Source organism: Microcoleus sp. PH2017_09_SFU_O_A (assembly GCF_020738625.1).
Taxonomy (GTDB): Bacteria; Cyanobacteriota; Cyanobacteriia; order Cyanobacteriales; family Microcoleaceae; genus Microcoleus.
In genome coordinates this window covers 26,422-40,285 of the sequence record NZ_JAEQCF010000010.1, presented here as the reverse complement: position 1 = coordinate 40,285, position 13,864 = coordinate 26,422, and the positions used below count along the sequence as shown (strand labels likewise).

The window sequence follows — 13,864 nt, the reverse complement described above, 5'->3', positions numbered from 1 at the left end:
CTAAAACCCTAACCAACCTCGGAGAGATTTCTCCAGTCGCTCAGCATCAGAATCTGCTAATTTGCCAATCGTTCTTACAACTAAGCTTTCATGTACTGTATACAAACCTCGCTTGACTGCTGTAGCCACATTTAACCCTGCTATTGACCATTCAGCGAGTACGAACTCACCCTCAATTAAGGATGCAGTTTTGCTTGTCAATGGCACAATCATAATGTCTTGAGATACGTGTGGCGCACTCAAAACAATTGCTGGTCTTACCTTAGAACTAGACAAGTCTGAAAAGGGATATCTAACCAAAATTATGTCATTTTTAGAGTAGCTGGGCATAGACATCATCCTCAGTATTATCCCAAACTGTATCTAGTGATGTTTGACTGGCTTGAAGCCAAAACTCAGCTTCTTCATCAGGTAAAACTGTTACTAATACTTTTGCCCCTTCGGGTAACTCTGATAACTCCAGCAGTTCAATTTTCCCTTGTCGAACAGTAGCCCAAAGTGTTTTTAGCATATCCACCTCATAAACTGTGCTTTATGCAATTTGCAGATTTCTGGTAGGTTGTCGCACTGAGCGACTAATTACAACCTAACACACATAGATCGAGGAAGTATTTAAGCCTGATTTAGGATTAATTCAAGACGAGTTCTGGATGTTGCGGCTCAAACAAAGGGCGAGTTACCTGACGCAGCAGCACTGTTTCTAAACTACCTTCTACTACATCTGCTGCTTCTATTTCTAATTCGCCCCACAAAAATCGATCGCCTTTATTTGGTATTTTACCGAAATTGTGGATCGCGAATCCGGCGATTGTTTGGTACGCTTGGTTGGTTGGCAGGTTTAACCCGAGTTTTTCGTTAACTGCTGTTACTTCCCAGACGCCGGAAATTATGGCTGAATGAGCATCTTTTTGAACGAGAGTTGCTTCGGAAGCTGGTAGCAGCGATTCTGACTGTTTACTGGTAATCCAACCTGTCAGCAGCCGCACCGTACCGTTGAGAATTGCTAGCAGCGGCCAGAGTATTTTCGAGCAGATTTCGAGGGCGGGCATCAGTAACAAAGCTGTGCGTTCTGGGGCGTGGGTTGCTAATACTTTGGGGATGAGTTCTCCTAATACTATCTCGATGTATGTAACGAAGATGAAAGCTACGGGAACTGCGATCGAATGCGCCGTCAGCATCGCGGGAAAATGACCGATCGGCAATTTGTCGATCCAGGGCTCGATCCAGTGTACAGTCGCACCCTCGCCCAACCATCCCAACAGCAGACTTCCGGCTGTTGTGCCTGTTTGAGTCACCGACAGGTAATGCGGTATGTTGTTCTGCGCTTGATGGACGAGTTCGGCGGTTTTCGCGTTTGGGCGATCGCGCAACTGGGCGAGTTGGCGGATTTGATGGCGATCGGCTGATACTAATGCTAGTTCTGACGCCACAAAAAACGCGATTAAAAGTGTTAAGCCCAGCAACATTGCTAATCTCAGCAGTGTTTCGGCGACTTCTATTTCCAGACAAGTAAGGTTATTCAAGATAGATATCTAATCTGATAGATGTTTAGGTTAATCATTTCATCTTAGCTTGCAATTCAGATAGATTGACGGCTCCACATATCGGATATCCGCACTACGGGTCTTCGTAAGGTGTGCATTGCACACCCTACAAATAGATAAAAAAAGCAATTTGCCATCCATAAATCTATCTTCTGGCCGACGAGAAAAAACTCATAACATATTACAATGCCTTTGTGAAGCATAAGTATAAGGAAACCAAAGGTAGTGAACTTAAAAACAGTCATATCGCTGCTAAAACAAACTTTTACTGAATGGCAAGAAGATAAAGCACCAACCCTAGCCGCCGCCCTAGCCTATTACACAGTTTTTTCCCTCGCCCCGCTGCTAATTATCGTAATTGCGATCGTCGGTTTAGTCTTTGGTGCAGACGCAGCCCAAGGTCAAATCGTCGCCCAACTCCAAAGTTTAATCGGCAAAGATGGCGCTCAAACTGTCCAAGAACTAATCCTTAAAGCTTCCGAACCCAAGTCGGGAATGATTGCTACTATAGTTGGTCTCGCTACACTTTTGTGGGGCGCTTCCAATGTATTTACTAACCTCAAAGAAGCTCTCAATACTATTTGGAATGTTTCACCGCCTCCGGGACGCGGCATTTGGGGATTTTTGCAAGACCGCGTATTGTCTTTTGCGATGATTTTAGGCATCGGTTTTTTACTGCTAGTATCTTTAGTCCTTAGCGCCATTTTAGCTGCCGTCAGCTATTGGTTGAACGGCTGGTTGCAGTTACCTGTTGGTATTTGGCAGATTGTGGACTTTGCTATCTCGTTTGGCGTAGTTACGCTGCTTTTTGCCTTAATTTACAAACTTTTGCCCGATGTCGATCTTGCCTGGAATGATGTTTGGATCGGCGCCGCCATCACCTCAATGCTGTTTACGATCGGCAAATCCCTAATAGGAGTTTACCTGGGAGGTAGCGGTATTGCCTCTACCTACGGTGCTGCTGGATCGTTCGTAATTATCCTGCTTTGGATTAATTATTCCGCTCAAATTCTGTTCTTAGGTGCCGAGTTTACCCAAGTTTGGGCTAACCGATACGGCTCTCGAATGCGAGGTTCGCGAAATAATACCCTGCACAGCGAAAAGGGGGAATCCTCCACACGCAAACATCGAAAAAATTCTTAACATTTGACAATTGGGAAATTTGAGGTTAAAGTCTATCCCCGGCTTTGATAAAAGCAAGAGCGAAGCAGCCAGAAAGCGGAAGGCGGAAGGAAAGAAAAATTTTGAAGGCAATAATTTATCTTTCTCTTCGAGCGCCATGTCAAATTCTGTCTTTGGGAAGATTTACTTCTGCTTTCTCCACAGTTCAAATTATTTATCGCGACAGGTGAAAATTTTACCTCCGACTGACTGGATCGGCTCGAACAGCAAGCTGAAAGCTGGTTCGAGTTTGACAACTGCTCAAATCCGGGAAATTCTCTTCACCCTCGTTCATTTCCATTTAGATTATCTAGAGTTTTAGCTGCTGCTGGTCTCTGTCAGCAGAAGGAAGTCGTTTGTCAATTTTTCCAGTGAAATTATCCCTGAGGGATGATTTATCGATCGCCTATTTTGACTTTAATAACAATTAGCAGCTACATTTCATTCCCCGCGCAGTAGCCAAAATCGCACATTAATCGGCTTTCAACAGTTGACAGTTGACAGTTGACAGTTGACAGTTGACCCCAAGAGAGCAACGTCTACCTAAAAGGAAAAGGATTGGAGTAATGAATAGTCTGATTTTAATTTCTCCCTCACTCGTGTTCCGGCTTTCAACCAATTCTTTCTGGTAAGTTTTTTTAAATTTTGGTAAACAATCATGATTTCATTAACAAAAAAACGCATCGCCCTGATCTCGGTACACGGCGATCCGGCTGTGGAAATTGGCAAAGAAGAAGCGGGCGGGCAAAACGTTTACGTGCGTCAAGTAGGAGAATCTTTGGCGAAACAAGGATGGCAAGTTGATATGTTCACCCGCTCATCCGATCGCGAACAAGCAAGTATTGTCCAGCACAGCCCCAATTGCCGGACAATTCGCCTCGTAGCAGGGCCGCAAGAATTTATTCCCCGCGATGCACTTTACGGATATTTGCCAATTTTTGTTCGCGAATTTCAGAAGTTTCAGTTAGAGTCAGGCTTTCAATATCCCTTAGTTCACACGAATTACTGGCTGTCTTCTTGGGTGGGAATGGCGTTGAAAAAATCGCAACCCCTGCGACAAGTTCATACTTACCATTCTTTGGCAGCAGTAAAATATAAGTCGGTTTCGACAATTCCGATGATTGCCAAAACCAGGCTGCACGTGGAAAAAACTCTTCTGGAAACAGCCGATCGCGTGGTGGCTACCAGTCCCCAAGAAAAAGAGCACATGAGGTCTCTGGTGTCCTCAAAAGGCAATATAGACATCATTCCCTGCGGTACCGACACTCAGCAGTTTGGGTCGATCGCGCGATCGGAGGCCCGCCGCCAGTTGGGAATAGCGCCAGAAACCAAAGTGGTGTTGTACGTCGGCCGTTTCGACCTCCGCAAGGGCATCGAAACCTTAGTCCGCGCCGTAAGTATGTCGGCGCTGCGAGGCAAAGGGGATTTAAAACTGATCGTTGGCGGTGGCTGGCGCGAGGGGGAATGCGACGGAAAAGAGCGCGATCGTATCGGCAGCATCGTTGAAGAATTAGGCTTAAGCGACATTACCAGCTTTCCGGGCGGCTTGAGCCGAGACATTCTCCCCGCCTACTACGCAGCCGCCGATGTCTGCGTCGTTCCCAGCCACTACGAACCCTTCGGTTTAGTCGCCATTGAAGCGATGGCCTGCCGCACGCCCGTAGTCGCCTCCGACGTGGGAGGGCTGAAATATACCGTAGTGCCGCGAGAAACCGGTTTGCTGGCGCCGCCGAAAAATGAAGCAGCCTTTGCAAGTGCGATCGATCGGCTGTTAGTTGACTCAGTATGGCGCCAGCAACTCGGACAAGCAGGCAGAATGCGCGTCCAAGCCAATTTCAGTTGGGACGGTGTGGCCTCCCAACTCGGTCAACTTTACACTCAACTGCTCGAAAAAGCGGCGATGAAACTTGACCCCGTGAGCGCTTAGTAGTATCACTTAGTATGGTTGAAGCCTGTTTCCCTCGATCCCTATCCATCTCATCTATAAACTGGGAACCTTCAACTAGAAGTGATATGAGGAGGTACTCTTGTACGCATCAGAACATCTGGGAAGACATCTGCTTCGTATGTCCGACCAAGAGCTAATTCGTCTGTGGGTAAACCGCAAATCTACCCCCAGCAAGCGCTTTAGCTGGCAGGCCGCCAACGGTTTTCAACTGTTTGTAGAAAAACCTTTGGCAGAAGTGACTCTGACAGATATCCAGACTTTCGCCGCAGCGATGAGGGCTCGCAAAGTTCCACCCCGTTTCTACAAGCAAACCTTGCTAGCTCTAAAATCGCTGTTCGCCTTCGGCCAGCAAACCGGAATCTTGCCCGCAGCTATCCCCCTCTACGCGTGGCCGGTGCGAGAGCACAGCCAGCAGTCCAAACGACTCCGTTTGAGGCTGGGGTGGGGTTTGTGCATTTGTTTGTGCTTTTTTTTGGGTAGAATGACCCCGAAACTTTGGGGGCAAACAGTCTCGGCAGAAATGTCGCCACCTCCAAAACGCCTGACTGCCTCGGCAGAAAGCTCGCCGGCTTCAGCATCAGAAGCGTTGCCGAAAGTTGCAACTGACGAGCCACCAGACAAAGGAGATCGGAACGACGATAACGAGGATAATATTGAGCGCGATCGGGTAAAAGCATTTCTCGACACCATCGCCAGCGCCGAAGGCACCGCTGCTGCCGATGGCTACCACACCCAGTACACAGGAACCAAATTTGCCAGTTTCAGCGACCATCCCAGGGAAATGAGATGTGGCCGCCGCTACGGCAAAAAACTCTGTTCCGACGCTGCGGGGCGGTATCAGTTTCTCAGCACAACTTGGGACAGATTCGCCAAAAAATTCGGTGTCAAGGATTTCAGTCCAGAAAATCAAGACCTAATGGCTATAGAGTTAATTCGAGAACGAGGTGCATTAGAAGATATAAAAGCGGGTCGATTGGAGCCAGCAGTCAGAAAACTCGCTTACATCTGGCCTTCTTTTCGGCGTTTTGGCGGTTCCGTGGACTCGTCGCTGCCCAAACTCGAAAAAATGTATCGGCACAATTTAGGGATTTATCGCCCAGGATTGGTTGTTAGCAATTAGTTGACAGTCCGAGGACGAGTTGGAATTTGCGATTTTGGATAAAATTTTGAGTTCCAAAATTCAAATTTGGGGAGTTATGGGTGATGTCTATTTTTGGGGAAACTAGAGGGAAGAATGAGCAATTTCCATTACCTATTATCAATATAATTTATCTGTCAACTGTCAACTGTCAACTGTCAACTGTCAACTGTTTAAGCTAATTTTCCATCTTCCATGTTAACGATGCGATCGGCAATATCCAAAATTCGGTTATCGTGGGTCACTAACAAAATAGTACAACCTTGCTCTTTAGCAAGTTTCTGCATCAAATTGACCACTTCGCGCCCGGATTTGCTGTCCAGGGCGGCTGTCGGTTCATCAGCTAAGACAATTTGCGGGCGACTAACTAAGGCACGGGCGATCGCAATTCTTTGTTTTTGTCCGCCCGACAAGTCATCGGGATAATAGTTCAGCCTATCTTCTAGTCCTACTAATTCTAGCATTTGCCCAGAGCGATCGCGCATTTCGACACGGGACAAATTGCCGTGAACTTCCAAACCCATTTGGACATTTTGCAGCGCCGTCAAACTGCGGTGCAAGTTGTGGGCTTGGAAAATATAGCCAATGTTACGCCGCGTCTTTACTAATTTATCTTGGCTGGCATTGCACATCTCTTGACCGAGAATTTTCAGACTGCCAGATTGACCCGATCGCAATCCGCCAATCAATGTCAAAAGCGTGGTTTTTCCCGAACCGGAAGGCCCGGTCATCAGGACAATTTCACCTGCATATATTTCTAGGTTGATATCAAAAAGTACCTGTTTTTGCAGTTGACCTTGACCAAAGTAGTGGTCGAGTTTGTGCATGGAAATTACAGGCTCGGAAATCTGTAGGTTGGTGGTTGTGGGGTTAACAAGAGTGGATTTCATAAGTTAAGGATTCGGATTTTTTTAACCACAGAGGGCGCAGAGAACACAGAGAAAGATCGGAGAGAGATGAATAATTGGGATTAAAAAATGTCGGCGGGGTCGGCTGCTTGCAGTTTACGAGTGGCAATAGCTCCTGAAATACTGCACATAACCATGTTCAAAATTAATACTGCTAATGCTCGACCTATGGTCATGTATAAGGGTAAATTTGTAGCTTGACGAGTCACATGATATAGTGCTACAGAGACTCCTACTCCAGGTAAAAAACCGAGGACAGAAAGAATAATAGCTTCTTCAAAAACAATGCCGAGCAAGTAAATATTGCGGTAGCCCATTGCTTTGAAAGTAGCGTATTCTGCCATATGGTCGCTGACATCGGTTGACAGAACTTGATAAACGATAATTACTCCTACTACGAAACCCATCGCTACACCCAAGTTAAAGACAAAGCCGATCGCAGTATTTTTAGCCCAATAATTTTTCTCGAACTCGATAAATTCTTGTTTGGTCAAAACCTTGACATCCGACGGCAAATATGCTTTTAAAACTTGTTGGACTTGCAGCGAGTCAGCACCGGGTTGCAGTTGAATTAATCCGGCATTTACGCTTGCAGAATCCTGTCGGGGAAACAGGCGTAGATAATTTTGATCGCTGGTGATTAAAGCTCCGTCAGCGGCAAAAGATGCTCCAACTGTAAATAAACCGCCGATCGCAATTGTGCGCCGATCGATCTCAGTTTTAACAGATTGTCCCTGATTAATTTGGGCGATAGACCCTTGATAATCTCCCCTTGAAGCTCGGTCAAATAACACAGTATCCGGCAATTTAATCAAGTTCAAATTTTTGTTGACTTCTGGCAGGTCAAATGCAGGGCGATCGGGATTAAATCCCAACACCATAATCGACGTTTCCTGCCTAGTTTCGGGATTTTTCCAGTTGGCAATTTTCACGTAAAGTGGATCGGCTGATTTCACACCAGGTACATTCATCGCCTGATATAATCTGCGTCTTGGGAAAGAAGATAAATTCAGCAAATTCCGGCCTTGGGGATTCATCAAAACTAAGTCTGTTTGCAAAGTTTGGTGCAGGCGCGTATTGCTACTGTAAAGCGCATTTTGAAATCCCAACTGCATGAACATCAAAACGTCAGCAAAAGCAATTCCTGCTACTGCAACCGCCATTCGTCCTTTGTCGTGACTCAGTTGCAACCATCCGAGAGGAGTTCTGTTTCTTAACTGTTGTAAAGGTTTAATTAGTCCAATCATATCTCTCTTCTCTTCCTCTGTTTTCTCTGTGTCCTCTGCGCTCTCTGCGGTTAAAAAAATCTTAATTCTTAATTCCCGCCGATCGCAACTTTGACTTGCAAATTGGTCAATCCCGCTACTTTCTGACTGGAAGCGGCATCCAAACGCACTTTCACTTCCACAATTCGAGCATCAATATTCGCAGAAGGATCGGTGTTAACAATGTTTTGCCGCTGCACCTGCAAACCGATATATTCTACTTTTCCCTGCAATTCGCCCTGGAAAGAATCGCTAGTAATTTTGGCTGGCTGTCCAATCCGTACTTTGTCCACATCGCTTTGGTAGATTTCAGCCACCGCCAGCATTTCGCGAGTTTGTCCAAGTTCGACAATGCCATCGTTTCCCACTTTTTCCCCAGGATACGTGTGAATTTTCAGGACTTGAGCATCTCTGGGAGCGTGGATGTAAGCTAGAGCTAAATTGGCTTTGGCTTGTTTGGCGGCGGCTTGGGCGGAACCGACTTCGGCGGCGGCTGCTTCTATGTCAACGGGGCGCACTTCGGCGATGCGATCGAGATTTGCTTCCGCTTCGCCGATTTGCTGCTGTCGAGATTCCTGAATTTGGCTGAGTTTCGCTTGCGCTTCATTAATTTGTTGTTGGCGAGATTGCTGAATTTGATTCAGTTTGGCTTGCGCTTCGTTAATTTGTTGTTGGCGAGATTGCTGAATTTGATTCAGTTTGGCTTTTCCTTCGTTGAGTTGCTGTTGGGCTGTTTCGGTGGCGAGGGTTTTGCTGTCGCTAGTTGAGGCAGAAATTGCTCCTTGTTGGTACAGTTGCGAGTAGCGTCGCTGTTCGTTTGTAGCGTTGCGGAGTTCGGCTTCTATGCGAGCAATTGCTGCTTGTTGGGTTTGAATTTCCCCTTGCTGTTCGGCTTTTAGGCGCGCAATGGTGGCTTGTTGGGCTGTAATTTCGGTGCTGCGATCGACTTCTAAGCGAGCAACGATCGCCTGTTGCGCTGCGATCTCGTTACTGCGATCGGCTTCTAAGCGGCCAATAGTGGCTTTCTGGGCTTGAATTTCGCCATTTTTGGCTCCTGCTTTCACTTTTGCGAGATTTGCCTGGGAAACGCGTACTTGTTGTTGAGCTTGGTCAAAGGCTGCTTGCTGGCGATCGCGATTGTCGAGAATTGCGATCGTCTCACCTGTTTTCACTCTGTCTCCTTCTTTTACCAGGAGTCGATCGATCCTGCTTCCATCCGCCGCCCCAGAACCCGAAACTTTAATCACTTCTCCCCTCGGTTCCAATCGCCCCAAAGCTGTCACTGTGGTTAATTGGGATGCTGCGACGGCTGCTGCTGCGGTTGCTGCGTTGGGATCGGGAAGGCGCGATCGCCAGATCGTGTAACCAGTAGTTCCCCCAGCCGCCAGAGTGAAGAACGCTGCTACAACTAGGAGTTGTTTAACTAAGGGTGAATTGGAAGATAAGCTTTCTGCTGTTAATCGGTGTACCATGACACACCTCATGATTTGGGTAGGTAAAAACTAAACGGTTTAGTTCATACTTGAATACTAAACCGTTCAGTATAATGATGTCAATACCCGAAGCAAAAATTACAGAAACCAGAGATGGCCAGGACAAAACCAATCGAACCCGACGGAACATTAGGTGACAAAAGCGAGCAAATCCTGCAAGGTGCGATGCAAGAATTTTTAACCCACGGCTACGCGGGTACGAGTATGGACAAGGTAGCCAAGACGGGGGGAGTTTCCAAAGCCACGGTTTACAGCTACTTTCAAGATAAGGAGGGATTGTTTGCAGCCTTGGTGCAGTGGCTGGCGCGAAAAAAAGTCCATTTTACAATTCTGGATGAAGAACCCGCCGTAGCGCTGCGATTCATTGCCACAACTATATTGGATCAGGCGACGCACGAACCCGAATTTCTCAATTTCGTCAGGCTAGTGATTGCGGAGTCGGGGCGTTTTCCCCAGCTAGCGCAGACTTTTGTGAGAAACTTAGCTAAACCGGGTATCGATCGGCTGACTGAATATTTAACATTGCATCCAGAGTTAAAATTGTCCGATCCGGAGGCGACGGCGCGGATTTTTATTGGCTCTCTGGTATATTTCCAGTTAACGCAGGAGATGATGCACGGTAAAGATATTATGCCCATGGAGCGCGATCGAGCGATCGACGCTCTGCTGCACTTGATTTTGCCTGCGGAGTTAAATTCCTAGTGCGATCGAATGTTGATGGGAAGATGGGTGATGGGGTTAATTTTTGAGGTTTTGAGTAGTCGCTTTGGGAGTATCTCAGTTTAGCATTTCATAGTGCGAGCGGGGACGCTCGCTAGCCTTGCACCGATCGCGAGCGGGGACGCTCGCACTATAATAAAAATGCTTTTTTCAAAAAAGAGATGCTCCCGTCGCTTTCCCTCTCCCTTTCCCCCATCATTTGAGCTTTCAAACTTTGCTGTCAACTGTCAACTGTCAACTGTCAACTGTCAACTGTCAACCAACCTTTCCCTCAATTCAGCATCCGATAACTGTGGCAGTTGTTCTACAAACAATGTCAATTCTGCGATCGGCAAAGCCAATAAATTAGTCACGGCTGTTGGCAGCAGATCGTCCAAGTTAGTAACAAACATTTTCAATACACTTTCAGCTAACAACTTGACCGCTTCTTGCCGCCCCGATTCATCGACTGTCAGCATCGATATTGCCAGCAACAAAACCGTAAAATCCGCAGCAAACAACTTGGATATTGGAGATAAAAAAACAGTCATTTTCGGGCTTAAGTCTCCAAATCGAACTCGCAGAAAATTTTCCAAGATTAACCGCTGTTGTTCTTGTCTGCCTCGTTCTAGCCCTCGTTCTAGCCCTTGTTCCAGTCCTCGTTCTAGCCCTCGTTCTAGCCCTTGTTCTAATCCTTCTTCCCTAGCTTGTTGCTGTGCAGCTTGTATTTGTTCTCGAAAAAGTGGTGCGTGAGGCGTAGCCATCGCGTAGCGAATCGCCATAATTAACTCCCGCTCTTCTGGCTCTAATTTCTGTGGGATATCAGCTACTAAATTTGACTGTAACCGATACAATAATTCTAGCGCAGTAATCCGCAACGGATCGTCCGTTGCTAAAACGCTCATTTGGGCGATCGCCCTTTCCTGCACTTTCCCTTTGCCCAAAATCCTCAACCACAGAGTTTCGGGAGTTTCTGGCAACTGGTGAATCACCACAATTACCGATTCCCAATGCCCCGGCAAAAAATAAATTCCTTCAACCCAATTTTGCGAGTTCGGTATCGCACCAAAACCCTCTACCAATGCTTTCGATGCTGTAGGTGTTAAAATCCACAGTCTGGGCAACTCAGCATCATCAGAGGGAGTATTTTTTCTTTTAGCCCCCCGCTGCAATTCACCTCGCAAATTCCACAGCTTAATGATACAGCTAATCGCCTCGACCACATTTACTGGATTGCGAAACGGTTCAAAAATAGCAGTTGTACCAGCCATTTTCCCCAACAATCCTAGATTTTCGGAGTATTCGGGAATTGGGGTACCAGGAGTGAAGTAAACATCGATTTCTCGGACTTCGCTTGTCACATCGCGACCGACATTCACCGTACCGATCGGCGACAGCAATTCTTCCAGAAATTCTTTAGCAAAGCGATCGTGAATAAATCGCGTCATATAATTAAGACAATTTTTTATGAGTTGATTTTAGCATATTTCCAAGATATTTATTAAGCGAATTTCAACTTGAAACACTAAATAAATTCTTGAGTCTTTTTCTCACCCAATCTACAGGATTTACCTCATCTTCTTCTTGTACATCTACCAATTCCATTTCTCGCAGTTGCTGCTGTTTCTCCTTTAGTTCTTCATGTTTGACTATTTCTTGAATAATCCGTTCGGATAAATCTGGCCGTTCTAAAATCTTTTGTAATCCTTCTTTATTGATAGCAAACACAATAGTTTCTTCCAAAGCTTTCACCGAAGTAGTTCTAGGAATTCCCAGTATCAAAGAAAGTGTGCCAAAAAACTTGCCCCTACCCAGATGAGTCAGTTCCTTATCAGTTGCTGCGATAAACACTTCTACTGAACCAGAAAGAATCATATAAAAAGCATCTCCTGGGTCGTTTTCTCGGAACAAAAATTCTTGCGATTGCAGCCGTTGCCGATAGCCAACTTCCATGAGTTGTCGCAATTCTATATCGTTCAAAGTTTCAAAGTATTTTACCTGTCGCAACAAACTACTGAGGGAAGATAACTGTTTGCTTTCCTCTCCAACAAAAAGCATTCTTTTTGCGAGTTTATTAGATGTTTTGACATTGAATGGAAAATTGATTTCCTCCTGGCGAAAATGATACTCGATCGCAAAATTTAAAGAACTTTTAATAACTTCTCGATCCGTTGGTCGATCGGTCCACACTAAAAGTTCAAATTTAAAGCAATCATTGCCAAACTCGGCAAATAATACTTTCGGATTGGGTTCGTACAATACTCCTGCTTCTGTATAAGCAATGTTTAAAAGAGTTTCTGTTACTAACAGCGGGTCACTATTTCCGTCTACTTTTATCGAAAGTCGCAGGCAAAGTGTCGAATTTTCGTAACTCCTATTAACAATTTTGTTGCTAATCATATTACTGTTGGGAACTATGACGCTGGAGTCGTCGTTGGTTTTGATAATAGTCGATCGAATCGAGATTTTTTTGACTACTCCCATCAATCCTTCTAATTCCACGAAGTCTCCCACTTTGACAGGTCGATCTAAAAGCAGCGTTAGTCCGCTGACAAAATTGGTGGTTAAATCTTGTATTCCGAAACCAATTCCTACTCCCAATCCGCCCGCAATTACTGCAAAAGAAGCAAGGTTAAATCCTATTCCTTGGATCGCAATTATCACTCCCAGTGCTATGATTAAATAGCGCAAAATAACTGCTATGGCTTCCTGATTCCCCTCATCAATTCCTAGTTTTACGAGCAAGCGCTCTTTCAGAAAATCAGTAAAAGTTCGCGATACGATCAGCACAATCATGAATGATATTATCAGTTCCAGAAGCGATCGCAGCGATACAGAATTTTCCCCTATCTTAAATAAGGTTGCTGTAAAGAGCTGGAAAAGATTAGTCAGTAGTTCTTGGGGTACTGTATTCATTCTTATTTCAGAAAAATATTTGTATAACCAGCATTAAACCAGCTTGTAGTAAGGACTCAAGTCCTTAGTCCCAAGTTAGACAAAAAAGGAATGAAGTCCTGACTACAAACTTTTATTAATTTCTCGCCGATCGCGCGGGCGACAGGGTGTTCCCGTGCAAACAAAGCCGGCTGGCATATTTTCAAACACGCTGCTGCGAGCTCCGATTAAGGCATTTGCACCGATCGCAACACCAGGGCCAATGAAACAGTCGGCGGCAATCCAAACGCCGTTATTAATGATAACAGATGCTGTTATTAACCCAAAGGCTGGGTCTTGGGGGTCGTGAGTGCCGGTGCAGAGGTAACTTTTTTGAGAAATGACGCAGTGTTTGCCGATCGCAATTCGATCCAAACTGTACAATACAACATCATCTCCGATCCAACTATAATCACCGATTTCAATTTTCCAGGGATAGGTAAAACGAGCCGTAGGGCGGATAATTACCCCAAAACCTATTTTCGCACCAAATAACCGCAACAACGCGCTTCTGATGCTATTACAAGGATGTGGAGTGAGGGGAAATGCGATCGCCTGCACCAACCACCAAAGCAAAATTAGCCAACCACGTCTTCCGCGATCGAAATTTGATTGGTTGTACAGCCGCAAATCAATTAAAGATTCGCCTGTTAAAATATTTGGTTGGTTGTCGCCAATTGGACGATCGTTGATTTCAGGATTTGGGGAATTTGCGATCGGATGCGGCGGTTCCGGGTCGGGACTTGGCGTATAATGAGTCATCTAATGTTTGAT

14 protein-coding genes are annotated in these 13,864 nt (G+C 45.7%); 5 read left to right on the top strand and 9 right to left on the bottom strand.

What is annotated here, in order from left to right; translation table 11 throughout:
- The 3 genes from JGK16_RS06570 to JGK16_RS06560 all read right to left on the bottom strand — a co-directional run bounded on the left by JGK16_RS06570 (position 1) and on the right by JGK16_RS06560 (position 1,523).
- A complete protein-coding gene (locus tag JGK16_RS06570; RefSeq protein ID WP_293189957.1) occupies positions 1-330 on the bottom strand; it encodes a type II toxin-antitoxin system PemK/MazF family toxin in 330 nt (109 codons plus the stop codon).
- On the bottom strand, positions 314-511 hold the full coding sequence (locus JGK16_RS06565) for a hypothetical protein (RefSeq protein WP_006633633.1): 198 nt from the start codon (positions 509-511) through the stop codon (positions 314-316). Before JGK16_RS06565 ends, JGK16_RS06570 begins: the two co-directional genes overlap by 17 nt.
- Before the next feature lie 118 nt (positions 512-629).
- A complete protein-coding gene (locus JGK16_RS06560) occupies positions 630-1,523 on the bottom strand; it encodes a CNNM domain-containing protein (protein WP_293189960.1) in 894 nt (297 codons plus the stop codon).
- Between the two features lie 246 nt (positions 1,524-1,769).
- Here JGK16_RS06560 and JGK16_RS06555 point away from each other — a divergent pair, with 246 nt between their 5' ends.
- The 4 genes from JGK16_RS06555 to JGK16_RS06540 all read left to right on the top strand — a co-directional run bounded on the left by JGK16_RS06555 (position 1,770) and on the right by JGK16_RS06540 (position 5,773).
- A complete protein-coding gene (locus JGK16_RS06555; protein ID WP_293178785.1) occupies positions 1,770-2,687 on the top strand; it encodes a YihY/virulence factor BrkB family protein in 918 nt (305 codons plus the stop codon).
- A 136-nt stretch (positions 2,688-2,823) separates the two neighbouring features.
- Entirely contained in the window at positions 2,824-3,027 is a 204-nt protein-coding gene (locus JGK16_RS06550; RefSeq protein WP_293202892.1) for a hypothetical protein, read from the top strand.
- Between the two features lie 336 nt (positions 3,028-3,363).
- Complete coding sequence (locus JGK16_RS06545; RefSeq protein WP_293189962.1) at positions 3,364-4,632, top strand: glycosyltransferase family 1 protein; 1,269 nt, start codon at positions 3,364-3,366, stop codon at positions 4,630-4,632.
- A 100-nt stretch (positions 4,633-4,732) separates the two neighbouring features.
- Positions 4,733-5,773 carry a glycoside hydrolase family 104 protein gene (locus JGK16_RS06540; protein WP_293202889.1) on the top strand — a complete coding sequence of 347 codons (1,041 nt, stop codon included), beginning with the start codon at positions 4,733-4,735 and terminating at the stop codon, positions 5,771-5,773.
- A gap of 191 nt (positions 5,774-5,964) precedes the next feature.
- Here the strand turns inward: JGK16_RS06540 and JGK16_RS06535 are convergent, their stop codons facing one another.
- The 3 genes from JGK16_RS06535 to JGK16_RS06525 all read right to left on the bottom strand — a co-directional run bounded on the left by JGK16_RS06535 (position 5,965) and on the right by JGK16_RS06525 (position 9,436).
- A complete protein-coding gene (locus JGK16_RS06535; RefSeq protein WP_293178773.1) occupies positions 5,965-6,681 on the bottom strand; it encodes a DevA family ABC transporter ATP-binding protein in 717 nt (238 codons plus the stop codon).
- Between the two features lie 80 nt (positions 6,682-6,761).
- Positions 6,762-7,946: an ABC transporter permease DevC gene (devC, locus tag JGK16_RS06530; protein WP_293178770.1), complete on the bottom strand. Its 1,185-nt coding sequence runs from the start codon at positions 7,944-7,946 to the stop codon at positions 6,762-6,764.
- Between the two features lie 68 nt (positions 7,947-8,014).
- On the bottom strand, positions 8,015-9,436 hold the full coding sequence (locus tag JGK16_RS06525) for a biotin/lipoyl-binding protein (protein WP_293178767.1): 1,422 nt from the start codon (positions 9,434-9,436) through the stop codon (positions 8,015-8,017).
- A 114-nt stretch (positions 9,437-9,550) separates the two neighbouring features.
- Between JGK16_RS06525 and JGK16_RS06520 the strand changes: the two genes are divergently transcribed.
- On the top strand, positions 9,551-10,159 hold the full coding sequence (locus tag JGK16_RS06520) for a TetR/AcrR family transcriptional regulator (protein ID WP_293178764.1): 609 nt from the start codon (positions 9,551-9,553) through the stop codon (positions 10,157-10,159).
- A 266-nt stretch (positions 10,160-10,425) separates the two neighbouring features.
- Here JGK16_RS06520 and JGK16_RS06515 read toward each other — a convergent pair whose 3' ends face one another.
- The 3 genes from JGK16_RS06515 to hpsU all read right to left on the bottom strand — a co-directional run bounded on the left by JGK16_RS06515 (position 10,426) and on the right by hpsU (position 13,852).
- Positions 10,426-11,604: a flagellar assembly protein H gene (locus JGK16_RS06515; protein WP_293189966.1), complete on the bottom strand. Its 1,179-nt coding sequence runs from the start codon at positions 11,602-11,604 to the stop codon at positions 10,426-10,428.
- Positions 11,605-11,668: 64 nt separating this feature from the next.
- The gene (locus JGK16_RS06510) at positions 11,669-13,072 is read right to left on the bottom strand and encodes a mechanosensitive ion channel domain-containing protein (RefSeq protein ID WP_293178758.1); all 1,404 of its coding nucleotides are present in this window, start codon (positions 13,070-13,072) and stop codon (positions 11,669-11,671) included.
- A 102-nt stretch (positions 13,073-13,174) separates the two neighbouring features.
- The gene (hpsU, locus tag JGK16_RS06505; RefSeq protein WP_293178755.1) at positions 13,175-13,852 is read right to left on the bottom strand and encodes a hormogonium polysaccharide biosynthesis acetyltransferase HpsU; all 678 of its coding nucleotides are present in this window, start codon (positions 13,850-13,852) and stop codon (positions 13,175-13,177) included.
- Positions 13,853-13,864: the final 12 nt, after the last annotated feature.

Coding starts and splice junctions, on each gene's coding strand:
- JGK16_RS06570 (WP_293189957.1), bottom strand. CDS start 330: ATGCCCAGCTACTCTAAAAATGACATAATTTTGGTTAGATATCCCTTT.
- JGK16_RS06565 (WP_006633633.1), bottom strand. CDS start 511: ATGCTAAAAACACTTTGGGCTACTGTTCGACAAGGGAAAATTGAACTG.
- JGK16_RS06550 (WP_293202892.1), top strand. CDS start 2,824: ATGTCAAATTCTGTCTTTGGGAAGATTTACTTCTGCTTTCTCCACAGT.
- JGK16_RS06545 (WP_293189962.1), top strand. CDS start 3,364: ATGATTTCATTAACAAAAAAACGCATCGCCCTGATCTCGGTACACGGC.
- JGK16_RS06535 (WP_293178773.1), bottom strand. CDS start 6,681: ATGAAATCCACTCTTGTTAACCCCACAACCACCAACCTACAGATTTCC.
- devC (WP_293178770.1), bottom strand. CDS start 7,946: ATGATTGGACTAATTAAACCTTTACAACAGTTAAGAAACAGAACTCCT.
- JGK16_RS06525 (WP_293178767.1), bottom strand. CDS start 9,436: ATGGTACACCGATTAACAGCAGAAAGCTTATCTTCCAATTCACCCTTA.
- JGK16_RS06520 (WP_293178764.1), top strand. CDS start 9,551: ATGGCCAGGACAAAACCAATCGAACCCGACGGAACATTAGGTGACAAA.
- JGK16_RS06515 (WP_293189966.1), bottom strand. CDS start 11,604: ATGACGCGATTTATTCACGATCGCTTTGCTAAAGAATTTCTGGAAGAA.
- JGK16_RS06510 (WP_293178758.1), bottom strand. CDS start 13,072: ATGAATACAGTACCCCAAGAACTACTGACTAATCTTTTCCAGCTCTTT.
- hpsU (WP_293178755.1), bottom strand. CDS start 13,852: ATGACTCATTATACGCCAAGTCCCGACCCGGAACCGCCGCATCCGATC.